Annotated in this window: 22 protein-coding genes; 15 read left to right on the top strand and 7 right to left on the bottom strand. The window is 67.1% G+C overall.

Annotation, left to right across the window (positions count from 1 at the left end):
* Positions 1 to 14: 14 nt before the first annotated feature.
* From secD to ligD, 4 genes are all read left to right on the top strand, one after another.
* Positions 15 to 2,315 carry a protein translocase subunit SecD gene (gene secD, locus OHA10_RS37610; protein ID WP_371403563.1) on the top strand — a complete coding sequence of 767 codons (2,301 nt, stop codon included), beginning with the start codon at positions 15 to 17 and terminating at the stop codon, positions 2,313 to 2,315.
* A gap of 46 nt (positions 2,316 to 2,361) precedes the next feature.
* A complete protein-coding gene (locus tag OHA10_RS37605) occupies positions 2,362 to 3,180 on the top strand; it encodes a hypothetical protein (protein ID WP_371403562.1) in 819 nt (272 codons plus the stop codon).
* 69 nt (positions 3,181 to 3,249) lie between these two features.
* Entirely contained in the window at positions 3,250 to 5,244 is a 1,995-nt protein-coding gene (locus OHA10_RS37600) for an ATP-dependent DNA helicase (RefSeq protein WP_371403561.1), read from the top strand.
* The gene (gene ligD, locus OHA10_RS37595) at positions 5,241 to 6,218 is read left to right on the top strand and encodes a non-homologous end-joining DNA ligase (protein WP_371403560.1); all 978 of its coding nucleotides are present in this window, start codon (positions 5,241 to 5,243) and stop codon (positions 6,216 to 6,218) included. Before OHA10_RS37600 ends, ligD begins: the two co-directional genes overlap by 4 nt.
* A gap of 184 nt (positions 6,219 to 6,402) precedes the next feature.
* On the opposite strand, the gene OHA10_RS37590 is transcribed toward ligD, so the two are convergent.
* Both OHA10_RS37590 and lexA read right to left on the bottom strand, forming a co-directional pair.
* The gene (locus OHA10_RS37590; RefSeq protein WP_371403559.1) at positions 6,403 to 6,912 is read right to left on the bottom strand and encodes a glutathione peroxidase; all 510 of its coding nucleotides are present in this window, start codon (positions 6,910 to 6,912) and stop codon (positions 6,403 to 6,405) included.
* A 48-nt stretch (positions 6,913 to 6,960) separates the two neighbouring features.
* A complete protein-coding gene (gene lexA / locus OHA10_RS37585) occupies positions 6,961 to 7,710 on the bottom strand; it encodes a transcriptional repressor LexA (protein WP_371403558.1) in 750 nt (249 codons plus the stop codon).
* Between the two features lie 368 nt (positions 7,711 to 8,078).
* Here lexA and OHA10_RS37580 point away from each other — a divergent pair, with 368 nt between their 5' ends.
* Positions 8,079 to 8,630 carry a LysM peptidoglycan-binding domain-containing protein gene (locus tag OHA10_RS37580; RefSeq protein ID WP_371403557.1) on the top strand — a complete coding sequence of 184 codons (552 nt, stop codon included), beginning with the start codon at positions 8,079 to 8,081 and terminating at the stop codon, positions 8,628 to 8,630.
* On the opposite strand, the gene ubiG is transcribed toward OHA10_RS37580, so the two are convergent.
* On the bottom strand, positions 8,590 to 9,399 hold the full coding sequence (ubiG, locus tag OHA10_RS37575) for a bifunctional 2-polyprenyl-6-hydroxyphenol methylase/3-demethylubiquinol 3-O-methyltransferase UbiG (RefSeq protein ID WP_371403556.1): 810 nt from the start codon (positions 9,397 to 9,399) through the stop codon (positions 8,590 to 8,592). The genes OHA10_RS37580 and ubiG overlap by 41 nt on opposite strands.
* Positions 9,389 to 9,955, bottom strand: coding sequence for a GNAT family N-acetyltransferase (locus OHA10_RS37570; RefSeq protein ID WP_371403555.1), 567 nt, complete (start codon positions 9,953 to 9,955; stop codon positions 9,389 to 9,391). The genes ubiG and OHA10_RS37570 overlap by 11 nt, the downstream gene beginning before the upstream one ends.
* A 74-nt stretch (positions 9,956 to 10,029) precedes the next feature.
* On the opposite strand from OHA10_RS37570, the gene OHA10_RS37565 reads away from it, so the two are divergent.
* Positions 10,030 to 10,620: a TetR/AcrR family transcriptional regulator gene (locus OHA10_RS37565; RefSeq protein ID WP_371403554.1), complete on the top strand. Its 591-nt coding sequence runs from the start codon at positions 10,030 to 10,032 to the stop codon at positions 10,618 to 10,620.
* On the opposite strand, the gene OHA10_RS37560 is transcribed toward OHA10_RS37565, so the two are convergent.
* Positions 10,613 to 11,563 carry a nucleoside hydrolase gene (locus OHA10_RS37560; RefSeq protein WP_371403553.1) on the bottom strand — a complete coding sequence of 317 codons (951 nt, stop codon included), beginning with the start codon at positions 11,561 to 11,563 and terminating at the stop codon, positions 10,613 to 10,615. The genes OHA10_RS37565 and OHA10_RS37560 overlap by 8 nt on opposite strands.
* 377 nt (positions 11,564 to 11,940) lie before the next feature.
* Here OHA10_RS37560 and OHA10_RS37555 point away from each other — a divergent pair, with 377 nt between their 5' ends.
* The 3 genes from OHA10_RS37555 to OHA10_RS37545 all read left to right on the top strand — a co-directional run bounded on the left by OHA10_RS37555 (position 11,941) and on the right by OHA10_RS37545 (position 17,408).
* On the top strand, positions 11,941 to 13,548 hold the full coding sequence (locus OHA10_RS37555) for a glycoside hydrolase (RefSeq protein WP_371403552.1): 1,608 nt from the start codon (positions 11,941 to 11,943) through the stop codon (positions 13,546 to 13,548).
* Between the two features lie 292 nt (positions 13,549 to 13,840).
* On the top strand, positions 13,841 to 14,335 hold the full coding sequence (nrdR, locus tag OHA10_RS37550) for a transcriptional regulator NrdR (RefSeq protein ID WP_130449420.1): 495 nt from the start codon (positions 13,841 to 13,843) through the stop codon (positions 14,333 to 14,335).
* A gap of 160 nt (positions 14,336 to 14,495) precedes the next feature.
* Positions 14,496 to 17,408 carry a vitamin B12-dependent ribonucleotide reductase gene (locus OHA10_RS37545; RefSeq protein ID WP_371403551.1) on the top strand — a complete coding sequence of 971 codons (2,913 nt, stop codon included), beginning with the start codon at positions 14,496 to 14,498 and terminating at the stop codon, positions 17,406 to 17,408.
* Between the two features lie 224 nt (positions 17,409 to 17,632).
* On the opposite strand, the gene OHA10_RS37540 is transcribed toward OHA10_RS37545, so the two are convergent.
* Complete coding sequence (locus OHA10_RS37540; RefSeq protein ID WP_371403550.1) at positions 17,633 to 18,457, bottom strand: aldo/keto reductase; 825 nt, start codon at positions 18,455 to 18,457, stop codon at positions 17,633 to 17,635.
* 211 nt (positions 18,458 to 18,668) lie between these two features.
* On the opposite strand from OHA10_RS37540, the gene OHA10_RS37535 reads away from it, so the two are divergent.
* Positions 18,669 to 19,298, top strand: a complete 630-nt coding sequence (locus OHA10_RS37535; RefSeq protein ID WP_130449426.1) for a hypothetical protein — start codon at positions 18,669 to 18,671, stop codon at positions 19,296 to 19,298.
* 231 nt (positions 19,299 to 19,529) lie between these two features.
* Positions 19,530 to 20,495: a hypothetical protein gene (locus tag OHA10_RS37530; protein ID WP_371403549.1), complete on the top strand. Its 966-nt coding sequence runs from the start codon at positions 19,530 to 19,532 to the stop codon at positions 20,493 to 20,495.
* A gap of 59 nt (positions 20,496 to 20,554) precedes the next feature.
* On the opposite strand, the gene OHA10_RS37525 is transcribed toward OHA10_RS37530, so the two are convergent.
* Entirely contained in the window at positions 20,555 to 20,848 is a 294-nt protein-coding gene (locus OHA10_RS37525) for a hypothetical protein (protein WP_371403548.1), read from the bottom strand.
* A gap of 140 nt (positions 20,849 to 20,988) precedes the next feature.
* Here OHA10_RS37525 and OHA10_RS37520 point away from each other — a divergent pair, with 140 nt between their 5' ends.
* From OHA10_RS37520 to OHA10_RS37505, 4 genes are all read left to right on the top strand, one after another.
* Positions 20,989 to 21,342, top strand: coding sequence for a helix-turn-helix domain-containing protein (locus tag OHA10_RS37520; protein WP_371403547.1), 354 nt, complete (start codon positions 20,989 to 20,991; stop codon positions 21,340 to 21,342).
* 53 nt (positions 21,343 to 21,395) lie between these two features.
* On the top strand, positions 21,396 to 21,599 hold the full coding sequence (locus OHA10_RS37515) for a KTSC domain-containing protein (RefSeq protein WP_134111686.1): 204 nt from the start codon (positions 21,396 to 21,398) through the stop codon (positions 21,597 to 21,599).
* 68 nt (positions 21,600 to 21,667) lie between these two features.
* Complete coding sequence (locus tag OHA10_RS37510) at positions 21,668 to 21,895, top strand: hypothetical protein (RefSeq protein ID WP_371403546.1); 228 nt, start codon at positions 21,668 to 21,670, stop codon at positions 21,893 to 21,895.
* A gap of 67 nt (positions 21,896 to 21,962) precedes the next feature.
* Positions 21,963 to 23,276 (top strand): serine hydrolase domain-containing protein, encoded by a 1,314-nt coding sequence (locus OHA10_RS37505; protein WP_371403545.1) that lies wholly within the window; start codon positions 21,963 to 21,965, stop codon positions 23,274 to 23,276.
* Positions 23,277 to 24,087: the final 811 nt, after the last annotated feature.

The raw sequence follows: 24,087 nt of genomic DNA, 5'->3' as shown, positions 1-24,087 counted from the left end.
CTCCGGAGGCTTCGGTGAACCGGTCGTCCCTTGTCCGTGTACTGCTCGCGTTCTTGGTCCTCGCGGCGTCGACGTACGTCACGCTGACCGCGAAACCACAGCTCGGTCTCGACCTGCGCGGCGGGACGCAGATCGTGCTGGAGGCCAAGGACTCTCCGACGGTGAAGGCGACCAGGGAGACCACCGACAAGGCCACCCAGGTGCTGCACCGGCGGATCGACGCGCTCGGCGTCAGCGAGCCGAACGTGACCCGCCAGGGCGAGAACCGGATCATCGTCGAACTGCCCGGCGTGCAGGACCCGCGCGAGGCCGCGAAGGTGATCGGCAAGACCGCGCAGCTCACGTTCCACGAGGTCCTCGACCAGGTCGCGCAGAAGCCGGCCAAGCCGGCCCCCGGTGACCTCTACCTGCCCAGCGAGAGCGGCCAGGGCTTCCTTCACCTGGCCAAACCCGCGATGACCGGCGAGCTGGTGTCCGGCGCGGAGGGCCGGCTCGACCCGCAGCAGGTCGCGCAGGGCTGGTTCGTCGAGATGAACTTCAAGGGCGACGGCGGCAAGATCTGGTCGACGATCACCGGCAAGGCCGCCTGCAACCCGGTCAACACCGCGCCGCGGCTGATCGCGATCGTGCTGGACAACGAGATCATCAGCGCGCCGCAGGTCGACCCGAACGGCGGCAACCAGCTCTGCAACATCGGCATCACCGGCGGCAACACGACGATCTCCGGCGCCTTCACCGAGGAAGAGGCGAAGGACCTCGCCGCGCTGATCTCCGGTGGCGCGCTGCCCGTGCCGGTCGAGGTGATCGACCAGCGGACGGTCGGCCCGTCGCTCGGCCAGGACGCGATCCAGGCCAGCGCTCTCGCCGCGATCATCGGCCTCGCGCTGACCGCCCTGTTCATCATCGTGGTCTACCGCCTCGTCGGCCTGATGGCGGTGTTCGGCCTCCTCGGGTACGCAGCGATGTCGTACGCCGCCCTGACCGCGCTAGGCGCGACCCTGACCCTGCCAGGCCTGGCCGGCTTCGTACTGGCGATCGGTATGGCGGTCGACGCGAACGTCCTGGTGTTCGAACGCGCCCGCGAGGACTACATAGCCGGCCGAACGGACGGCCTCCGCCGTTCGCTCCGCAGCGGCTTCCAGAACGCCCTCTCCGCGATCGCCGACTCCAACATCACCACGCTTCTCGCAGCCGGCCTGCTCTTCTTCCTCGCCGCCGGCCCGGTCCGCGGCTTCGGCGTCACGCTGTCGATCGGCGTACTCGCCTCGATGCTCTCCGCCCTCGTCGTCACGAGAGTCTTCGCGGAGTTCGCAGTCTCACGCGGCTTCGTACTGCGCCACCCCGGCCTGAGCGGAATCGCCGGCCACGGCAAGGTCCGCACCTGGCTGGAATCAAGGCAACCGGCCCTGATGAAGCACAGCCGCCGCTGGCTGGTGATCACGGCCGTCGCGATCATCGTGAGCGTCGCCGGCGTCGCCGTACGCGGCCTCAACCTCGGCATCGAGTTCACCGGCGGACGACTGCTCGAGGTCAGTACGACGCAACCGGTCACGCCCGACCAAGCGCGTGCCGCCGTGGGCGAAGCGGGATACCCGACCGCGGTCGTGCAGGCGTCCGGGGCCGACGACATCACCGTCCGGACCGGGACGATCAGCGACGACGAAGCCGAGAAGATCAAGGAATCGATCTCGCGGATCGGCGGCGGCGCCGAGGTGATCCGCAACGAGAGCATCGGCCCGTCCCTCGGTGAGGAACTGCGGAACAAAGGCCTGATCGCGCTCGGCATCGCCTTGCTCGCCCAGCTGGCGTACCTCGCCGCCCGCTTCCGCTGGACCTTCGGCGCCGGCGCAGTACTCGCGCTCGTGCAGAACGTCGCGGTCGTGGTCGGCGTCTTCGCGTGGACCGGGAAGCCGATCGACGGCATCTTCCTGGCCGCGATCCTGACGATCATCGGCTACACGGTGAACGACTCCGTCGTCGTCTTCGACCGCATCCGCGAGACTCGCAACGCTCGCGCCACCGACAACCTCGGCAACGTCATCGACACCGCGATCATCAACGTCCTCCCGCGGACCATCAACACGGGGATCTCGACGCTGTTCATCCTGAGCGCCCTGCTCTTCCTGGGCGGCAACTCGCTGGCCGACTTCGCCCTCGCCCTGCTGCTGGGCATCCTGGTCGGCACCTACTCGTCGAACCTCACCGCGGCGCCCCTCCTGCTCGAGCTCGAACGCCGCTACCCGGCCCCACCGCCGCGCCCGAAGCGTCCCCAGGTCGATCGCGACGCCCAGCCCGACCGCGGCGCCGTCGTCTGAGCGGACTCAGCTGTCTGTCAGGTCGGCGGTACTAGCGTTCGGGGCCATGCAGATTCGAGTGTTCCCGGCCCCAAAGGTCCCGGCGGTCTTCTTCATGTTCTGGGTGGTCAAGCTGTTGACGACCGGGATCGGGGAGACCGCCTCGGACTTCCTCGGCAGCATCAGCATCCCGCTGGCCGCCGTCATCGGGGTCGGCGGCTTCTTCACCGCGCTCTACCTCCAGCTGAAGGCCGAGGCCTACCATCCGGTGCGCTACTGGGCCACCGTGCTCGGCGTCGCCCTGTTCGGGACGATGATCGCCGACGGACCGCACGTCGCGCTCGGTACGCCGTACTGGTTCGACTCCATCGTCTACCTCGTCCTGCTGTGTGGTCTGCTGACCTGGTGGCGACGGAGCGAGGGCACCATCTCGGTGCACTCGATCACCACGGCCCGGCGCGAGCGGTTCTACTGGGGCGTCGTACTGCTCACCTTCGGTCTCGGCACTGCCGTCGGTGACGCGACAGCCATCGACTTCGGCCTCGGGTTCACCTGGTCGATCCTGCTCTTCGCCGTGCTCATCGTGGTGCCGTTCGGCCTGTGGAAGCTCGGTCTCAACGTCACGGTCGCCTTCTGGGCGTCGTACGTGCTGACCCGACCGCTCGGTGCCTCGGTCGCCGACTGGCTCGGGAAGGGCACCCACGAGGGCGGCGTCGGCTGGGGACTCGGCCCCGTCACCGGCATCGGGCTGTTGCTCTTCGCGGTGTTCGTCGCCTATCTGGCCCTGACCCACAGCGATGTCGACCACGCCGCCGTCCATGCCGCCGTCCACGCCGGCGACTCCGCCGACGGCGAACCTGACCCGGTCCTCGACCCAGCGCCCTAGAAAGCGCGCCCGGGTTATCCACACCCTCGCCCGCCGGACCGGAAATCTGTCGGTCGGGCGGGCTAGGGTGTGGCGGTGGGTGTCGATGTGCGGGAACTGCTGGAAGCTGCCGTGGCCGGGATCGCCGGTCAGACCAGGCCGGGGCAGGTGGAGATGGCGCAAGCCGTGGACACCGCGATGCACGACGGATCGCATCTGCTCGTGCAGGCCGGCACCGGCACCGGCAAGTCCCTCGGGTACCTCGTGCCCGCGCTGCTGCACGCGATCGAGGACCGCCGCGTCGTCGTCTCGACCGCGACCCTCGCGCTCCAGGCGCAGCTCGTCGACCGCGACGTCCCCGCGCTCCTCGACGCGACCGAGAAGCTCCTCCCGCGCAGACCGAAGTACGCGATCCAGAAGGGCCGGAACAACTACGCCTGCCTGCACCGGATCCGCGAGGGCGCGCCGGACGACGACGGCATGCTCGTCGACGTGCCTCCGCCCGGCGAGGTCGGCCGCCAGGTCATCGAGCTCCGCGACTGGGCCGAGCAGCAGTTGGCCGACGGCGAGGCCGGCGACCGCGACCACGCGCCCTCCCACCAGTATCAGGCCTGGCAGCAGGTCGCGATCGCCGCACGCGAGTGCCTCGGCGCGCAGAAGTGCCCGTACGGCGAGGAGTGCTTCGCCGAGAAGGCCAAGGAACACGCCCGCAAGGCCGACATCGTCATCACCAACCACGCCCTGCTCTCGATCGACGCCTTCGAGAACCGGACCGTCCTGCCCGAGCACGACGTGGTCATCGTGGACGAGGCCCACGAGCTGCCGGCCCGGGTCACCGGTGCCGCGGGGGACGAGCTTTCGCCGCAGATGGTCGAGCGCGCTGCCAAGCGGGCCCGCCGGTTCGTCGACGACGACAAGGCCGACGACCTGATCGACGCCTCCGACGCCCTTCGCGCCGCCCTCGACGGCACCCGCGAAGGCCGGATCGAGGCGTCCAACGGCCCCGTCCTGGAGGCCGCCGCGCTGATCCGCGACGCCGCCCGCGGGATGTACTCCGACCTGAACAAGAAGTCCGACGACAAGGACGACGACCCGGACGGCGCCAAGCGACAGTCCAAGGGCGCGGTCAAGGAGATCTTCGACGTCGCCGAACGCGTCGCCGCGCTCAGCGATCTCGACGTCGTCTGGATGATCGACCGCGACCGCTTCGGCCGCGAGCTGCGGATCGCCCCGCTGACCGTGGCCGGCCTGCTCCGCGAGCTGGTACTGCGCGACCGCACCGCGATCCTGACGTCCGCGACGCTGACGCTCGGCGGCGACTTCGACGCGATCGCCCGCCAGGTCGGCCTCCGCCCCGCCGACAAGCTCGCTGACGACGAAGAGATGCCGGAGCTGGAGGACTCGGAGACGGCTCCGCTGCCGTGGCGCGGCTTGGACGTCGGCTCCCCGTTCGAGTACGAGAAGCAGGCGATTCTGTACGTCGCCAAGCACCTGCCGCCGCCGCACCGTGACGGCCTGGGCAAGAAGCAGTTCGAGGAGATCATCGACCTGATCACCGCGGCCGGCGGCCGGACGCTCGGTCTGTTCTCGTCCCGGCGCGCCGCCGAGGCAGCGACAGCCGCCGTACGCGAGGCCACCGATCTGAAGGTGCTGTGTCAGGGCGATGCGCAGCTCGGTGAGCTGGCCCGCGAATTCGTCGACGACCCCGAGACCTCACTGTTCGGGACGCTGTCGCTGTGGCAGGGGATCGATGTGCCGGGCTCGACCTGCAACCTGGTGATCATCGACCGCGTTCCGTTCCCACGCCCCGACGAGCCGCTGATGGCAGCTCGGCAGCGAGCGGTCGACGAAGCGGGCGGCAATGGGTTCATGGCCGTCGCCGCGACGCACGCAGGCCTGCTGCTCGCGCAGGGCACCGGCCGGCTGATCCGCCGCAGCACCGACCGCGGCGTCGTCGCGATCCTCGATCCCCGCATCGTCACCCAGCGGTACGGCGCGTTCCTGCGCGCCTCCTTGCCTCCGATGTGGCCGACCGCCGATCGTGAGAAGGTGCTCGGCGCCTTGAAACGACTACAGACCTCATGAGTCCGGCCGGTCCGCCCGTGCTGCCGATGATGGCGTCGCTGGGGCAGATGCCATCGGGTTCGGGCTGGTCGTACGAGTTGAAATGGGACGGCATCCGCGTCATCGCCGAGGTCGACGACGGGGTGTGCCGCTTGTGGTCACGCAACAGCCACGATGTCTCCGGCGGTTACCCGGAGCTCATCGGGCTGGCCGAAGCTCCCGGGCTGCGGCTCCCCGCCGTACTCGACGGTGAGATCGTCACGCTGGACGAGAACGGCGCGCCGTCGTTCGGTCTGCTGCAGCGGCGGATGCACGTGCGCGATCCACGCCAGCTCAGGCATCTGATCACCGAGGTCCCGGTGTCGGTCCGGCTCTTCGACGTCCTCCGCTTCGACGGCAAGTGGTTGCTAGAAGCAACGTACGACGAACGGCGCGGGCTGCTCGACTCGCTGGAGATCGGCGATCCGTTCTGGGAGATCCCGCCCGCGCTGCAGGACGGTTCGGAAGCGCTGGATCAGTCTGCCGCACAAGGACTCGAAGGAGTCGTGGCCAAGCGGCGCAAGTCGCGGTACCTGCCGGGACGACGCAGCTCCGATTGGATCAAGATCAAGCCGGTGCAGACCCGGGACGTCGTGCTGTGCGGCTGGCATCCGGGGGAGGGGAACCGGGAAGGCATGATCGGGTCGTTCTACTGCGGCGCGCACTCCGAACCCGGTGGCGAGCTCGTGCTGATCGGCAAGGTCGGATCCGGCCTCGATTTCGCCACCCTCGACATGCTCAGCGCCGAACTGTCCGGCCTCGAGATCGACCGCCCGTCGTTCGACCCCTCGAGCATTCCGATGACCGACCGGCGGCGTGCGCACTGGCTCGATCCGGTCCTGGTCGCCGAGGTCACGTTCTCCGGCTGGGGCGGCGACGGCCGACTCCGTCATCCGGTCTGGCGTGGATTGCGCCTCGACATCGACCCGGAAACGGTTCTGGTCGAGGCCGGCTGAGCGACATGCAGGCAGGCGAGGCAATTGTTCGGAATGCGGTGAGAATACGGTGACAATGCTGTGGCGCTGCGACGGTTGATGTTCAGTTGTCGCAGAAAACAAGGCTTTTCTGCCAATGCCTACAGCGAACCTTGGTGCTCTTCACGCTGAACGACTTGTTGCACATGGCCCCGAACCTGCTGGGTCAGTCGTTCGTTTCCCTCGACGGCGCCGGCACCGCCAGCGCGGCCTCGATCTTGTCGACCAGCTTCTCCGGCGAGTGGGTGGGCGCGTAGCGCGCGATCACCCCACCGTCACGGCCGATCAGGAACTTGGTGAAGTTCCACTTGATCCGACCGCCGAGCAGGCCGCCCTGCTCGCGTTTCAGCCAGTTGTACAACGGGATCGTCCTCGACCCGTTGACATCGATCTTGGCGAACATCGGGAACGTGACGTGGTAGATCGTCGAGCAGAAGTTCGCGATCTCGTTCTCGTCACCGGGCTCCTGGTGGCCGAACTGGTCGCAGGGGAAGCCGAGCACCGAGAAGCCCTGCCGGCGGTACGTCCGGTAGAGCTTCTGAAGACCTGTGTACTGCGGAGTCTGGGCACACTGCGACGCCGTGTTCACCACCAGGAGCACCTGGTCGCGGAAATCGGCAAGAGACTGTTCATTGCCTTCGATCCGCGTGGCGCTGAAGTCATAGACAGTCGTCATAGCTCAATGCTGACACGACACGCCCGACTTCGCTCGCCGTCTGACATGTCAGACTCGGCGCAGAACTGTTACGACCTTTCCGAGAATGACGGCGTCCTTACCGTCGATCGGCTCGAAGGCCGGGTTGTGGGGCAGCAGCAGGATCTCGGTCTTGGTCTTCTTGAACGTCTTCACGGTCGCCTCGCCGTCGATCATCGCGGCCACGATGTCGCCGTTCTCCGCGGTCTGCTCCTGCCGGACGACGACCCAGTCGCCGTCGCAGATCGCCGCGTCGATCATCGACTCGCCCTTGACCTTCAGCATGAACAGCGTGCCCTCGCCGACCATTGCCTTGGGCAACGGGAAGACCTCTTCGATCTCCTGCTCGGCCAGGATCGGGTTACCGGCGGCGATCTGGCCGACCACCGGAACGTAGACCGCGTCCGGATGCGCGTCACCCGCGCCGGTCTCGTCGTACGTCGTCTGCCGCACCGAGCCGAGCGCCGAACGCCGGGCCGCCGCGTCGACCTCGCCCGGGTAGCGGACCTCGATCGCCCTTGGCCGGTTGGGATCGCGGCGCAGCAGACCCTTCTGCTCGAGCACGCGCAGCTGATGCGACACCGATGAGGAGCTGGTCAGCCCGACCTTCTCGCCGATCTCGCGCATCGAGGGCGGGTAGCCGCGGCTGTCCACCGAATCGCGGATCACGTCCAGCACGCGGCGCTGGCGCGGGGTCAGCCCGGTCGCGTCGGCCGGCCCGTCGGGCAGCTCGGTCACGGTCCGGTCATCCTTACTGGAACCGCTCGGCGTCCTGGCCATCGGTGATTGCTCCTCGGGTCGGGCCGGCGATCACGCCACCGGCCGAAGCTTGCTCGACAGTGATGACCGTAGACCGAATCCTGAGATTCTTCAAACATCTGTTCGAAGGCGTGTCGGTTCGCACATCTGTTCGTGTGTCAGGTTATAAGCCGCACGCGGGCAACTTCGGCGTCAGGGAATTTCGTGGGCGTGTCCTGGTTGGAAGTGGTTGCGCGACGGGCATCTGTCGGTTAATCATTCGTACAGACGTTCGATCGAACAGGTGTTCGGTCAGGTCGGATCGGCCGCTCCTCAGAAACTGTCGGAGGCGGCCGGTAGACAGGACTCGACACCGCAGGACGCGCACTGACCGAGGTCTGGAGGATCCGATGAGCACAGCAGCTCTCGCGGCAAACGCACTGGCACCGCGACGCTCGCCCGAGCCCGCGCACCGCTCACCCGAGCCGATGCTGCGCTCGGTCCCGCCGGCGACGACAGCGCCGTCGCCGGAGACCGCGCCGCGCCGTCGGCCGAGGATCCAGGGCGCGACCACCGAGTCGCTCCCGGTCCGGGCCTGCTCCGGCGAAGCCCTCGGTCGCCACGCCACGCCGACCCGTCAGCGCCCGGAGGTCGAGCCGTCGGTCCTCCGCCTGACCCGTCGCGGCCGGATGTTGCTGACCGCCCTGTCGGTCCTGATCTTCGGCTCGGCGATCGTCGTGCTGGGGCTCCGCGTCAGTGGCGTGCTCGAGCCCGGTCCGCACTTCACCCACACCGTCCCGGTCCAGGTGGCGCCCGGTCAGACCCTGTGGTCGATCGCGCAGAACACCAACCCCACCGAGGACCCCGCGACGATCGTCGAGAAGATCGCCGACCTCAACAAACTCTCCAGCCCGGCCGACATCACCCCTGGCGAGACTCTCCAGATCCCGATCGCCGGCTGAGCTTGGTGGCATATCCCAGGTAGGACAGGTCGACCCGCCGCACCCGACCGAGGTCCATGAGTCGACTCGCGTCGCCGAACGAGAGCCGCCCGAGTCGCACCCGGACGAAGTTCCATCCGAGCGAAGCCAAACCCGCCCGCGGCCCGAGCCCGACCACTTCGCGCAACCGCAGACCGTGCCGCCGCAGGATCTCCTCGAGCTCCGTCGGCTTGATGAACATCGTCCAGGAGTGCACGCCGGTGTCGACCATCCGGGTCAACCGCCACTCCTGCAGTAGCTTGATGAAGAACAGCTTCGACGCCCGTGTCCGGTTGATCGTGTCGAACAGGTAGACCCCGCCCGGCTTCAGCACCCTGGCCGTCTCGGCGATGACCTGATCCAGATCGGTGACATGCTCGAGCACGTCACAGCAGTACGCGATATCGACGCTCTCGTCCTTGAGCGCAAGCCGTTCGCCAGCGTTCACGGCGTACCCGATCTTCAATCCGTACGCCGTTGCGTGCTGCTGCGCGGTCCGGATCGAGACCTCTGACGGATCGACGCCGAGGACCCGGCAGCCGAGCCGTGCGAACTCCTCGGCCAGGAAACCGCCACCGCAGCCGACGTCGACGGCCTGCAGGCCGGCCGGATTGCGTCCGAGCTGCGCGAGTACGTCGCGGAAGTACGTGAACCGGGCAGGCGTGAAGCTGCCGTTCAGCGCATTCAGTGGATTCGACTCGTCCCACCAGCCGCTGCCCAGCCGGTCGTAGATCGCGTTGTCAATCGGCATTACGCCAATCGTCCTCCAGCAATGCGTAGACGTACTCGTTCGCCCATTCGCCCTTGAACCGCAGAGCGTCGATGAAATGCGCCTCCCGACGCATCCCCAACCGCTCGAGCAACCGAGCCGAGGCGTCGTTCCGATCGTCCAGGACCGCGACGATCCGGTGTAGCCCGAGCTCCTCGAACCCGACCCGCAGCATCTCCCGCGCCGCCTCCGCCGCCAGCCCCTTCCCCTGGTACGACGTGTGCAGCGCGAACCCGATCTCGCCCTGTCGATCGGTCTCGCTCGCCCACTTCAACAGAACCTCGCCGATCACGGTCCCGGTTTCGCGCAGTTCGATCGCGAGCACCAGCCATTGACCCGGCTCCTTCAACTCGCCCTGCGGAAGCTTCTTCTCCAGCGCGACCCGCGTCTCCTCGCGATCGCGCACCGGCCACGGCGTGTACCGCACCACCTCCGGCCGCGAATGGAACGCGTACAGATCGTCCAGGTCGTCCATCCGATGCGGCCGCAGCTCCAGCCGATCGGTCCGCAGTGGGTACGCGGGTCGGAATCCAGTCACGGCACCATCCTCGGTTACGCTGTCTAATGACGTTAGACAGTACCCGCGCCCAACCACCCCGACAACGAGATTTCATGACCAGACGCGACCCGTCATCCCATGCGGCAGCCGGCATCACGGTGACTGCGATCGCCGATGCCGCCCTGGCTGTCATTCGCACGGACCGCGTGGACGGCCTGACGATGCGTTCGGTCGCCGAGCGCCTCCACGTCCGCGCGCCGACCCTCTATCACCACGTCCGGAGCAAGTCCGACCTGCTCGACCTGGTCGCCCGCAACGCGTTCGATCAGTTCACGGCCGACAACGCGGCGTACGAGAAGCTCCGGACGATCGACGAGTGGATCGAGCTGACGAGATCCGGCTCCCTCGAACTGCGCGCCTTCTACGCCGAACACCCGGGCCTGGCCGGACTGATCCAGTCAAAGGCCGCGCCGGATCGCGACCAGGGCGACGGATCCCGCGCCGAACTCATCCGCGCCCAGATCGACGCCCTCGTCCGCCTCGGCGTACCGGAGCCCGAAGCGCGTCACCTGTTCGAGGTCACCGCTCGCTGGAGTTTGGCTGCAGTCGTCGCGGAGTCGGCCGACAGCCCGGACATCTTCACCGACGGCCTCGACCTGTTCCTGTACGGCGTGCGCGCCCGCCTGGTCGATCTGGTCAGCTGACGGTCGCGAGCCACATCTCGGCGTACCGCTTGCCGTCCACTGCTGTCGCGACCTGAACCGTTGTCGGCGACGGCCCGTGCGGATCGCTGGTCAGATCGGCCGACCAGTCCCGTGTGTCGACGATGGTCCGCCCGCGCGACCAGCTTCCCGACAGCTCGATGCGCACCGGGAACGGCTGCGTCGTGAGCCCGGACGGATCGATCACCGCGCACACCGCACCGCCGTCGCCGATGCTCGCTCCGTCGGCCTGGTACAGCTCGCTGCGCTTCTCGATCAGCTTCCGCGCGAGCTCGGCCGACGGCGACCCGCTCAGTCCGCGCGCCCGCTCCAGCGTGACGACCACGTCGTAGAAGACATCCAGCCCGTACATCGTCGTCGGTACGCCGAGTTCACCCGCCGCGGTCAGCACGATCGCGGCCGCCTCCGGATCGGTCCAGATGTTGAACTCCGCCGATGCCGTCGCGTTCCCGATTCCTGCGGCGCCACCCATGAAGACGATCTCGCGCAGCCCGGCCGCCGCGTCCGGGTAGGTCCGCAGCAGCAACGCGATGTTCGTCAGCGGCGCCAACGGGATCAGTGTGATCAGGTCCCCGGTCGCCGCGGCCTCACGCAGTACGTCGCGCAGCAGCTCGACCGCGTGCCGCGGATCCGTCGTCCGCGTCGACCGTGGCCAGTCGAGGTCGCCGAGCCCGTCGTCGCCGTGGACGTGCCGCGCCATCCGCACCGGCTGGAGCAGCGGTACGCCGGCACCGCGCGCGACGGGTACATCCGGCCGGCCCGCGGCATCCAGCACGGTCAGCGTGTTCCGTACGACGTCATCAAGTCCGACGTTGCCGCCGGCACAGGTCACGGCCTTGAGGTCGAGCTCGGGGTGCCGAGCGGCGAGCAGCAGCGCGCAGGCGTCGTCCAGGCCCGTGTCGACATCGAGAATCACCGGCTTCATGCCGACATCCTCACATCCGGCGTTGGCCGTCGCTTCATCATCGGCTCGGACGCCCTTCGTCTCGGCGCGCTTTCCTGCGTGCTGATGTCTCGGACCGAGTCGTTCCTTCGCGCGCCCGGCACGCAACGCGGATCTGGGCGCATCGCGGCAATTCCTCCGCGGCCCCGGAGAACACCGCCGCCTCCGACGAGGCCGCCCGTCGCGCCGGCGCCGAGTGGATCGAGAACCCGGATCGCTGGGACGCGCTGGAGTGAGCTGGCATCGACGGTGTCATCACCACTTGCCCGGCGGAACTCGCGGGCTGGAACGCCGGACGGCTCGCGCTTGTAGGGTGAGTGGTGGCTGTTTATCGATACAACGATCGAGAGGGCCGCCGGATGACTCAGCGAGCGCGTGTCACCGTCAATGCCGCCGCCGACCTCGGGCCGCTGGACCGGATCTGGGCCAGCCTCGGGTACGACGAGATCAACTGGACCTACACGCCGCAGGGCAGTCGCACGCTGCGCACCATCGGTTCGTTCGCCGAGACGCCGTACCACGTCCGTCCGCACAACATCTTCACCAGCGGCACCGGCTTCGGCCTGCCGCACTGGGGGAGCGGCAACGTCTACCACGAGGACGCCGATGGTACGCCGTACTACGACTTCACGATCGCGGATCTGACGTACGACGCGATCGTGAACGCCGGCCACCATCCACTGGTCGAGCTCGGGTTCACCCCGCTGGCCCTCGTACCGGAGTACGCCAAGACCGACTTCGCGTACGAAGGCAGTCCGAGTCTCTACAGCGAGTACGAAGCCGGCTGGTGGTCCTATCCGCCCAAGGACTTCGGCAAATTCGCCGGACTGGTCGCAGCACTCGTCGAGCACGCGCTGGAGCGGTACGGCGAGGATGAGGTCCAGCACTGGCTCTGGGAGCTGTGGAACGAGCCCGATATCACCTACTGGCGCGGTACGCCGGAGCAGTACCACGACCTGTACGAGCAGACGGCCAAAGCGATCCGCGCCGTCTACCCGGCGGCCAAGGTGGGCGGCCCAGCGGTCACAGGCGGCGGAGACGCGTTCCTGCGCGACTTCCTGAAGGCCTGCGCCGACCGCGACCTGCCGGTGGACTTCGTGTCCTTCCACACCAAGGGCGCCCACTTCACTCCCTGGCGCACGTACGGCCCGATCGGCGCACCGGCGCCGGTACAGCAATCACCGTCGACCGCAAAGATGCTCCGCGAGATCGACACCGCGTTGACAGTCATCGACAAGTTCCCGCAGTACGCCGGGAAGCCTGTGATCGTGGACGAGTGCGACGCCTCGGTGCCGGCGCACTGGGGGATCTACGACAACGCCAACTTCGCGTATCGCAACACGGAGTACTACCCGGTCTTCCAAGCGCAGCTGATGAAGAAGATCCTCGAGCTGAACGAACAGCACACCGCGAAGGTGCACGAGGCAACGACCTGGAGCTTCTCGATGGAGGGGGAGCGATACTTCGAGGGCACGCGCAGTTTCGTCACGGCGTCCGGCATCGAGAAGCCGCTGATGAACGTGTACCGCGCCTTCGCGCACCTCGGCGACCGCCGCGTCGACGCCATCGGGACCGACCTGCCTGACGAGATCGACGCGATCGCCACCCGTGACGCATCGAAGATCGCGATCCTGGTCTGGCGCCACACCGACGACCAGTACGCCGCCGACGCCACCACCGTCCCCGTCGACCTCGAGCTGGAGGGTCTCGATCCGGGCCGCTGGACCGTCGAGCACTTCCGGATCGACCGCGACCACAGCAACAGCCACACGATCTGGCAGGCCCTCGGCTCGCCGCAGGACCCGACCCCCGAGCAGCTCGCCGCGGTCACCGCGCGTCAGGGGCTGGAACGGCTCTGCGACGACACGCCGATCGACATCGAATCGGGGTATGCGGTGCCCCTTGAACTGCCCCTCGAACTGCCGCTCCCGTCGCTGAGTCTGGTCGTGCTCACGAAGGTCGGTTGACCTACCTGGGAGGCCGTAGTTTGCGCCTCGAAAGGGTCAATCCGACGACGCCACGCGGGAGTACACGAGCCCGCGCGAGTGTTGGAACTTGTGAGATCCGGGAGACACGCGCGGGCGATCGGGGCGTGCTTGCAAACTGTCGGAGCAGCGATCTAGGATCCCTAGATGTAGTGGTTACACGGGTGTAATTTTCCACAGGTAGTGGTTGGTTGCGCACAGGTTCTACACAAGTTGTCCCCAGGCTGATCCACAACCTGCCCCTCCGGGGCAGTCACGGGAGGAGTGATTCGTCGTGCACTGTCCGTATTGCCGGCACGCCGATTCACGGGTGGTCGACAGCCGGGTGGCCGAGGACGGCGGAGCGATCCGCCGCCGGCGTCAGTGCCCGGTCTGCGAGAAGCGGTTCACCACTGTCGAGCAGATGCAGCTCACGGTCGTGAAGCGCTCCGGCGCGACCGAGCCGTTCAGCCGGGAGAAGGTCATCAACGGGGTCGGGAAGGCATGCAAGGGCCGGCCGGTGAACGCCGACCAGCTCGCCCGCCTGGGTCAGAAGGTCGAGGACGCGCTGAAGGGCAGCGGCTCGCCGGAGGTTCCCGCGCACGAGGTCGGACTCGCGATCCTCGGGCCGCTGCGGGAGCTCGACGAGGTCGCGTACCTGCGATTCGCGAGCGTCTACCGGCAGTTCGAGTCCGCGGACGATTTCGAGACCGAGATCGCGCTGCTGCGGGCCGAGAAGGAGCCGCAGGGCACCGAGCCGGGCCAGCTCAAGCCGACCCAACAGACGTAAACCGGGGGAACGGTAATTCCAAGTAGTTCCGAGTAGTTCCAAGCAGTTCCAGGCAGTGCCAAGCAGTCCAAGAGGTACCGGCGGTATGTGGCGTTTGCGAAGTACTCCAACGGGGCGGTCCCGACAGACCGCGGCAGTAGACACAGCGCGAGGAGCAACCATGACAGAGACGGTGACCGGCCACTCGGGGTCGACCAAGCGGTCGGCGGCCGGGTTCCGCGGGCGGAAGAACGCGCCCACGGGACTCACCATCGAGCGCGTCTTCAGCACCGAAGGCGTCCACCCGTACGACGAGGTGACGTGGGAGCGTCGCGACGTCGTGCAGCAGAACTGGAAGACGGGTGAGACGGTCTTCGAGCAGCGCGGGGTCGAGTTCCCCGACTTCTGGAGCGTCAACGCCTCGACCATCGTCACCACGAAGTACTTCCGCGGCGCGGTCAGCCACGACAACCGGGAGTGGAGCCTCAAGCAGCTGCTCGACCGGGTCGTGAAGACCTACCGCCGCGCCGGCGAGGAGCACGGCTACTTCACCTCGCCCGCCGACGCGGAGGTCTTCGAGCAGGAGATCACCTGGCTGCTCCTGCACCAGTACTTCAGCTTCAACTCGCCGGTCTGGTTCAACGTCGGGACGTCCTCGCCGCAGCAGGTGTCGGCCTGCTTCATCCTCGCCGTGGACGACTCGATGGAGTCGATCCTGAACTGGTACAAGGAAGAGGGCCTGATCTTCAAGGGTGGCTCGGGCGCCGGTCTGAACCTGTCCCGGATCCGCTCCTCGAAGGAGCTGCTGCAGTCCAGCGGCGGCACCGCCTCCGGCCCGGTCTCCTTCATGCGCGGCGCCGACGCGTCGGCAGGCACGATCAAGTCCGGCGGCGCCACCCGGCGCGCGGCCAAGATGGTCGTGCTCGACGTCGACCACCCGGACATCGAGGAGTTCGTCGACACCAAGATGCGCGAGGAGGAGAAGATCCGCATCCTGCGTGACGCGGGCTTCGACATGGACCTCGGCGGTCGCGACATCACCTCCGTGCAGTACCAGAACGCGAACAACTCGGTCCGGGTCTCGGACGAGTTCATGCGCGCGGTCGAGGAGAAGGGCGAGTTCGGCCTGCGGGCCCGGCTCGACAACTCGGTGATCGAGACCGTCGACGCGCGGAACCTGTTCGACAAGATCGCCCAGGCCGCGTGGGCCTGCGCCGACCCGGGTCTGCAGTACGACGACACGATCAACGACTGGCACACCACCCCGGAGACGGGCCGGATCACCGCGTCCAACCCGTGCTCGGAGTACATGCACCTGGACAACTCGTCCTGCAACCTGGCCTCGCTGAACCTGATGAAGTTCCTCCGCGACGACGACCTCTTCGACTCGGAGAAGTTCGTCAAGGCGGTCGAGCTGATCATCACCGCGATGGACATCTCGATCTGCTTCGCCGACTTCCCGACCGAGGCGATCGGCGTCACCACCCGCGCGTACCGGCAGCTCGGTATCGGCTACGCGAACCTCGGTGCGTTGCTGATGGCAACGGGTCACGCGTACGACTCCGACGGTGGTCGCGCACTGGCGGGCGCTATCACCTCGCTGATGACCGGTACGTCGTACAAGCGTTCCGCGGAGCTGGCCGGCATCGTCGGCGCGTACGACGGCTTCGAGCGGAACAAGGACGCTCACACCCGGGTGATGCGCAAGCACGCTGCGGCCAACGACGCGATCCGGACGATCCACGAGATCGACAAGGACGTCCACAAGCACGCGGCCGCTGCCTGGGACGGCGTCCTGAAGGTCGGCGCGAAGAACGGCTGGCGGAACGCGCAGGCCTCGGTGCTCGCACCGACCGGCACGATCGGCTTCATGATGGACTGCGACACGACCGGTATCGAGCCGGACTTCTCGCTGGTCAAGTTCAAGAAGCTGGTCGGCGGCGGCTCGATGCAGATCGTCAACCAGACCGTCCCGCGGGCACTGCGGCAGTACGGCTACACCGAGGAGACGATCGAGGCGATCGTCGAGTACATCGCGGAGAACGGCCACGTCGTCGACGCCCCGGGTCTGAAGCCGGAGCACTACGAGATCTTCGACACCGCGATGGGTGAGCGGGCCATCAAGCCGATGGGCCACGTGCGGATGATGGCGGCGGCGCAGCCGTTCCTGTCCGGCGCGATCTCGAAGACGGTGAACCTGCCGGAGACCGCGACGGTCGAGGAGATCGCCGACGTCTACTTCCAGGGTTGGAAGCTCGGCCTGAAGGCGCTCGCGGTGTACCGCGACAACTGCAAGGTCGGTCAGCCGCTGGCGGACGCGAAGGCGAAGAAGGCCTCCGAGGCCGACGACGCGGTGGCGGCCCAGGCCGCGGTCGCGGAGAAGATCGTCGAGAAGGTCATCGAGTACCGGCCGACCCGCAAGCGTCTGCCGAAGTCGCGTCCGTCGCGCACGACGTCCTTCACGGTCGGCGGCGCCGAGGGCTACATGACGGCGGGCTCCTACCCTGACGACGGTCTGGGTGAGGTCTTCCTGAAGATGGGCAAGCAGGGTTCGACGCTTGCCGGTGTGATGGACGCCTTCTCGATCGCGATCTCGATCGCGCTGCAGCACGGCGTACCGCTGGAGACCTACGTCCAGAAGTTCACCAACCTGAAGTTCGAGCCGGCCGGTCTGACCGACGACCCGGACGTCCGGATGGCGCAGTCGATCATGGACTACATCTTCCGCCGCCTGGCCCTGGACTACCTGCCGTTCGACGAGCGGGCCGCCCTGGGCATCTACTCGGCGGACGAGCGGTCCCGGCAGCTCGACACCGGCTCCTACGAGCCGGTCCCGGTCGAGGTCTCCGAGGCCGAGTCCCTGAAGGCCGTCGAGCCGGTCGAGCCGGTCGACGCGTCCGCAGCCGAGAAGCCGATCGAGGCGGCCTCCGCCAAGCCGGTCAAGGGCGAGGCCCACACCACCGCCGAGATGCTCGAACTGATCACCGGCACCTCGGTCGACGCCCCGCTCTGCTTCACCTGCGGCACCAAGATGCGCCCCAGCGGCTCCTGCTACGTCTGCGAAGGCTGCGGCAGCACCTCCGGCTGCAGCTGACCTGCTAGCTGGCTGCCCGGCAGATCTGGGCAGCCAGCTACCTGCCAGAGCTGACAACAGCCAGCAGCCTTCTGGAGCTGGCGGCAACCAGCTGCTTTCTAGAGCTGGCAGCGGCGAGCTGCCTCTGTAGCTGATAGCGCCACGACCCCCGGGAACTTCCCACTTTCCCCGGGGGCCGAGGTGCGTCTGCTCACTAGGGCCGGCGCTTCTGCTTCGCCACCTGATCAGTGCCCGGCGCGGTCTGAGTCGGCGGGGGCTTTCGCCGTGCCGTCCAGAGCTGTGAGGGCTGTGAGCTCGTCGGCGGTCAGGTCGAAGTCGAAGACCGCCAGGTTGTCCGCCAGCCGGCCACGGTCGGCCGACTTCGGGATCGGTACGACGTCCTGCTGGGTCTCCCACCGCAGCACGACCTGACCCGGAGTCCGCTCGTACTTCTTGGCGAGCTCCTGCACCGTCGGGTTGCCGAGCAGATCGGTGCCCTTGCCCAGCGGACTCCACGCCTCCGTCACGATCCCGTGCTTGGCATGGAACTCGCGTTCGGCGGCCTTCGCCCAGACCGGGCTCAGCTGTACCTGGTTCACCTCCGGCACCACACCGGTCTCGTCGATCAGCCGCTGCATGTGCGCCGGCTTGAAGTTCGACGTACCGATCGCGCGCACCAGGCCGGCGTCTCGAAGCGCGATCAGCCCTTGCCACGCCTCGACATACCGATCCTGGTCCGGATTCGGCCAGTGGATCAGGAGCAGGTCCAGGTACTCGACGCCGAGCTTCTCCGCGCTCGCCTCGAACGCCGTCCGGGCGCCCTCGACGCTGTGCCACTTCTTGTTGAACTTCGACGTCACGAACACCTCGTGGCGCGACACTCCCTTCAGCGCGCGGCCGACGCCGACCTCGTTGCGGTAGTTCTCCGCCGTGTCGATCAGCCGATACCCGAGCTCGAGCGCCGTACTCACAGCCCGCTCGGCATCCGCATCGTTCATCGGCGATGTCCCGAGCCCGATCCGCGGCATCGCAGATCCGTGACTCAAAGTGACGGTTGGGGCCTGACTCATCCAACTCCTCCTTCGGCTGACGCTGCCCCGACACCGTACGCCGATCACAGTCCGCACCCTCCGCGCCGACCGTCCGAAACCGACCGGATCCGCCGTACGCCGTACGGCCCGGGCCGCCTGTCTCAGCGCCGGGAAACCACCCTGCGAACTGTCGGATCCGTGGTTCATGATGGTCCGGTGGGGCCTCGAAACACGTTGGAGGGGTGGGCAAATGAAGAACCGTCTGATCACGTTGGTGGACCTCGGTCTGGACAGCTCGTTCGACGCGTCGATGACGTTCGTCCAGGGCATCACCGGGAACATCAACGCCGGCTGGAACCGGCCGGTGATCGACGTGAACTTCATCCGCAGCCGCGACCACGAGACCGCCTTCTCCGCCCTGACCACACCGTCCTCGGTGCTGCACGTGATGGCACACGGTGACCACAGCGAGGAGCCGTCGTTCCTGTCCACCGACGGCCAGACCCAGGTTTCGCTGCGTTCGCTCGCCGATTGGTTCCTGGATCGCCAGTGGGGGATCGCCAGCGGCGTCGTCATCGCCGACGGCTGCAAGACCGGCATCGGCAAGTGGCAGCGCGCGATCCGCGACTGCCTCCAGGACGACATCACCTACATCGGCACCAGCACCGTCATCGGCTGGTACGAAGCGACCGTCTTCTGCTCCGCCTTCTACGGCGCCCTGGTCCGCAACCGAGGCCTCGGCCGCACCCCCGCCGAACAAGGCTGGGACGCCGCCAACCGAGCCATCCGCGCCTACGAAACCCTCACCGACCAACGCTGCCCCTACAAACCCGTCCTGCTCACCCCCTCCCGCCAGGCCCTCCGCTCCCTGACCGGCTGATCTGGTTACCGTTGGCAGCCGCTCAAGCGCCGGCGTGTCCAGGTTGTGGGCGGCGACACGCTTTTGGTGGCTACTTTGGGTGAGCCAGGTGAAACTTTTTGTGGACTCGTCGTGTGGCGCAGTCTGTGGTCTGGGTTGCCGGTGGCTCGGATGGTGTGAGGAGGGGGAAGCCGTCTGAAGTGCAGTGGCCGACCTGCTGACCTCCGCCCGACGCGGTGAAGGAACGCGCCCATGAAGCTCCACCGGAACTCCCTCCTGACTGCTGCCGCGATTGTGCTGGTGCTGTACCTCGTGTCGCTGGTCATCGGCCTGCCGGGCTGGTCGGCCGTGGTCCTCACCGTGGTGCTCCTGGTCCTGCTGGCCGTCGTCTGGAAGCAGCCCGACGAACCCCGTCCAGTCGTGACCAAGCCGGCGCCGCCGTCCGTCGTCCTGCCCGAGCCGGATCCCGTCTTCACCGGTCCGCCGTCGCGGACGGTGAGCGACGTACGGCTGCCGTCCGCCTCGCCCGACTTTCAGTTCAGCTTCTCGGCCGTGGTCCAGTGGTCGACCGTCCTGTCGGGCTCGCGTCACGCGGACCTCGGCGCCGTAGCAGTCGACGCGTTGCTGGAGCGGGCGCGATCGCTGACCGCGCGGCAGCAGGTGACCGAAGAGTCGCTCAACCAGCACCGCCTGGCCGCGCTCCTCGGCGAGCCGGCTCTCGACGAGAAGGGCCAAGTGCGCAGCTGGGCCACGGAGGTGCGACTGCGGCTGCCGGACGCGGACCAGAAGCACCTCCTGCATCTGGCTGCATTGCATCGGCGGGAGCAGACCACTCTGCTCGAACGCCGGATGGAGCAGGACAAACGCGCCTACTTGAAGGACGACGTCTTCGCCACGCCAGGCTCGGCCGCGGTGTGGTGGCTCGTCAATCACCCCGGCGACGTGGAGACAGCGCTCGGTCTGCTCGACACCCTCGCCGAGCTGTCGGCCGCGGCGAACGATCTCCCGATCCGCCGTACCTCGGCAGAGGAGATCGAACGCCAGCGGCCGACCCGCGCCGAACTCGCCTTCAGCGCGGCAGTCGACGATCTGACCGACCTCGACGACTCCGACGGCACGGAGCCGGACCAGAACGGCAAGCAAGGTCCGACAGACGAGTCTCACCAGCGCCCGGTCCCACGGCACGCGCCGTACCGAGAGCAGTTCTACTCGGAGTAGGCCGGTGAGGCGGGCCGGCTGCAGGGTAGGCCCGCCCCACCGAGATCGGCTACGCATAGCTACTCGTCCAGCCAGCGGATCGTGCTGGATCCGCTGTGGCCGTGGATGGTCAAGAGCGCGTCGATGCCGTCCGGCCACACCGTGGTGGTCGCGAACCGGCCGCCCCAGTGCAGCGCAACTGTCCCGTCGCTCCACTCGACTCCTTCGGCGATCACGCCTGTACCGCTGACGCCGGAGGGGTCGGAGTGCCGGACCAGTTGGAAGCAGCGTGGGCCGGACTTGCTCGCGACTTTCAGATGACGCCGCCGCGTGGTGCGCGGCAGCGTCGCGGTTCTCCCGCTGATCTCGTCCATGCGCCAAGTCAACGCGTGGCCGGCTGTCCTCACCAGGAACTCAACCGGTATCCACAGCGCACAAATTCTGCCCACCGGCGGTCACCGAATCGCCATATTCTGATAGCAGGGAGTAACTGACAGGCAAGGGAGCGACAAGGATGACAGTCATCGACGAGTGGACCGGTCGGCACGCGCATGCCTTGCGCACGGCGCTGCGCCTGACCAACGAAGCCTTCGCCGAGCACCTCGGCATCTCGCCGCGAACGCTGACGAAATGGCGGGAGAGACCGGATGTCGTGCCCAGTCCCTTTCTCCAGGAGGCGCTCGACACCTACCTCAAACAGGCGCCGCCCGACGCCCACCTCCGGTTCGCCGCCAACCTCGGCCTCGACCAGCGGCGGGTGCCGATCGACGACACCGTGCTGACTCAGCTCAACACGGCTCTCGGCGACCTGGCCCGCGCCCTGGCGCGGCTGCAGACCGACGATCCGGAGCGATCTCGCACGGCGTGACTGCGGCCGGGCAGACTGGGCGCCGCAGCGTGGAGGCGCGGAAGGAGCCACGGATGAGGCGACGCCCGGTGAATTCGTCGAGTGTGCGGTCGGTCGGATGGTCCGACGGCACGCTGGAGCTCGAGTACGTGAACGGCTACGTCTACCAGTACTTCGATGTCCCACAGCCGACGTACGCCGCGCTTCTGGCCGCGCCCAGCATCGGCGCGTACATCAACAAGCACATCAAGCCGTACTACGAGTTCCGCGAGATCTGAGTTTCTGTCAGGTTCTGCGCGGGCACCTGAGAGGCGCAGCACGGGGGCACGCCGAACAGGAGATAGACATGGCTACCCGAAGAGCTACTGCGACCCGTTCCCGCGCGATCACGATCATCCTTGTCGTCTGGTTGCTGATCGGCCTGGCAGCTGCCGCGCAACGTCACTACTTCGAGAGCTCGCGGACGTCGTGCGCCAAGGTCGGGACGGTGCTCGTCACGATCGTCGCCGGCCCGCTGAACTACATCGGCGCCAACCCGAAGATCGACTGCAGCACGCCGCAGCCCTCGCGCTGATCCGGCTCCGGCGAGCCGTGTTCGCCGTACCGTTCCAGCACAGGACTGGATCGGGAGGGACACGGACATGCTGGAAGAGGAGATCAAGGCAGATCTCGAGAGATTCAACGTGCCCGGCGCGAGCTGGGTGGTGATCGAAGAGGGTGCCATCCACGAGACCGGTACGGCCGGTCTCGTGGAGGCAGACGGATCGAAGGCCGTCGCGCCGGACACGTTGTTCCAGGCTGCATCGATCAGCAAGCCGATCGCCGTACTGGCGATGCTGCGGCTGGTCGATCGCGGCCTGCTCGATCTCGACGAAGACGTCAACGAGAAGCTCACGTCGTGGCAGGTCCCACCGACCGGTGCGTGGCAACCCGTCGTGACGCTGCGGCAGCTGGCCAGCCACAGCGCCGGCCTGACCGTGCACGGGTTCCCTGGTTACGCGGAGGGAGCTCCGCTGCCTACAACAGTGCAGATTCTCGACGGCGTTCGACCGACCAACACCTTCGGCGTACGCGTCGACCTCGTGCCAGGGATCCAATTCCGGTACGCCGGAGGCGGCACGATCGTCATGCAGCAGCTCCTCGAAGACGTGACAGGTACGCCGTTCCGCCAGCTGGCTCGTGAGCTTGTCCTGGGGCCCCTCGGCATGGTCGACAGCGACTACGCCCAGCCGCTGCCACCAGAGTTCCACGGCAGAGCCGCCGTCGCGCACGACGAACGTGGTCGCCCACTCGAAGGCCGGTGGCACGCCTACCCCGAGCTGGCCGCTGCGGGCCTCTGGACGACGCCGACAGATCTCGCCAAGGCGGCCGTCGGCGTTCAGCGGATGTACGCCGGAGCCGACGGCTCACTGTTGCCGCCGGAGCTCGCCCGGGAGATGTTGACCCACCAGATCCCGGCAGGAGAGCGGATCGGCGGGCTGGAACACCTGGGACTCGGGTTCTTCCTCAACGACTCCGGCCAACGGTTCGGGCACAGCGGGGGCAATGCCGGGTTCCGCTGTCATCTGCTGGCGGATCGCGACACCGGACAGGGCGCTGTTGTGATGACAAACGGCGACAACGGCGGCTGGGTCGTACAGAGGGCGTTCGCTGCAGTGGCGTCGGCGTACGGCTGGGAGGAGTACCCGACTGAGGTTGAGGAGCCTGATCTGCCGAGTGACGAGGTCCTCGACGAGCTGGCAGGCTCCTATCGGGTGGCAGGCAGGGTGCCGTTCAGGGTCGAGCGCTGGGGGAGTGGGCTCGAGGTGACGTTCGATCGTCAGCCACCGCAGCTGTTCATGGCCAGGTCGGCGACGACCTTCAGCGCGGCGGAGACGGAGTCAGGTTTCGAGGTACGGGACGGCGGACTTGTCTTCGAGCAGGAGGGGGTCGTGCTCGACTGCGTCCGGGAATAGGTTCTGGGGCCTCTGGGTTACACCTGATGCCGTCCGGTTCGTGACCCCGGGCCTCAACCTAAGCCGCTACGAGCGGCCACTCGCCGAGAGGCGTCTGCTGGACGGTGCGGTACTTGACGAGGTGGGAGCCGGCTGACCGGCTCCCACCTCGTTCGCACCCTCACGAAAACGACTTGTGTGGGTGCGGCATGATGGAAGTGTCGCCCGCGGAGACGCAGGTGAGTGATGTGACCAGAGGGATCAGCACTGCTTCCCTCGACACCGGATCACGGTGGCGAGGACGGGTGCCGAGGAGCTCGGACCAGGGTCCGGGACCCCGATTTGCATCCGCACCATGAATGTCAGTAATGTTCTTCTTGTTGGAGCGAGGCGCAGGACGCGAAAGCGGCCGGCCCTTCAACAAACTCCCTGAAGGTCTCGGAAGCCGAAACACGCCTCGGCGGGTTTCGGACACTGAGTCGCGCAGGGAGACTGGATCGAAAAAGGCCGATTTGACCGGCTGGAAGCGAAACAGTAAAGTTGGGCGAGTTGCCCCGGAGCTTCAAACGAAAGTCTGAAGCGCGGTGTGCGTCCGATTCTTGAGAACTCAACAGCGTGCCGAAAGTCAATGCCGAAATTTAGCATTATCCCCGTTCACAGGCATTGAACAATCTTCCTAGGCTCTGGGTCTTTTGATCTTGGGTTGGGGTTTGTTGTTGTCTGTGACGGATTCCTTTGAAATTAATACGGATGACAAGCCAGTTATTGGTTTTGTTTCTGATTCAAAGGATCACTCGATGTGTCGACTCACCAGTTTTCTGGTTTGTCATAT

Origin of the sequence: Kribbella sp. NBC_00662, from assembly GCF_041430295.1 — a bacterium.
In the GTDB taxonomy this organism is placed as follows: Bacteria; Actinomycetota; Actinomycetes; order Propionibacteriales; family Kribbellaceae; genus Kribbella.
The sequence above is the reverse complement of the archived record's forward strand: the minus strand, read 5'-3'. Positions and strand labels throughout refer to the sequence as shown.